Source organism: Microcoleus sp. B4-C2 (assembly GCF_036705265.1).
Classification (GTDB): domain Bacteria; phylum Cyanobacteriota; class Cyanobacteriia; order Cyanobacteriales; family Microcoleaceae; genus Microcoleus.
On sequence record NZ_JAUBUB010000133.1, the window covers coordinates 1 to 207 of the forward strand.

A 207-nucleotide genomic window follows, 5' to 3' on the forward strand; every position below is an offset into this window, starting at 1 on the left:
ATTAAATCTGGCGCGTGCTCGTCAGCAAATAGCCTAGCCCCACTGGTTTACTCTTTTGACAATTAATCCACCCTGCCCCTACCCCAGCAGGGGGGAAGGCAGAAGCCAAGAAAAACTGTCAATTTCAGAACAATACTTGTTGATATCAGCATCTTCCTTTCGTCAGAAAGCAGCCACCAATAACAACAGTGAATAACAATGTTGATT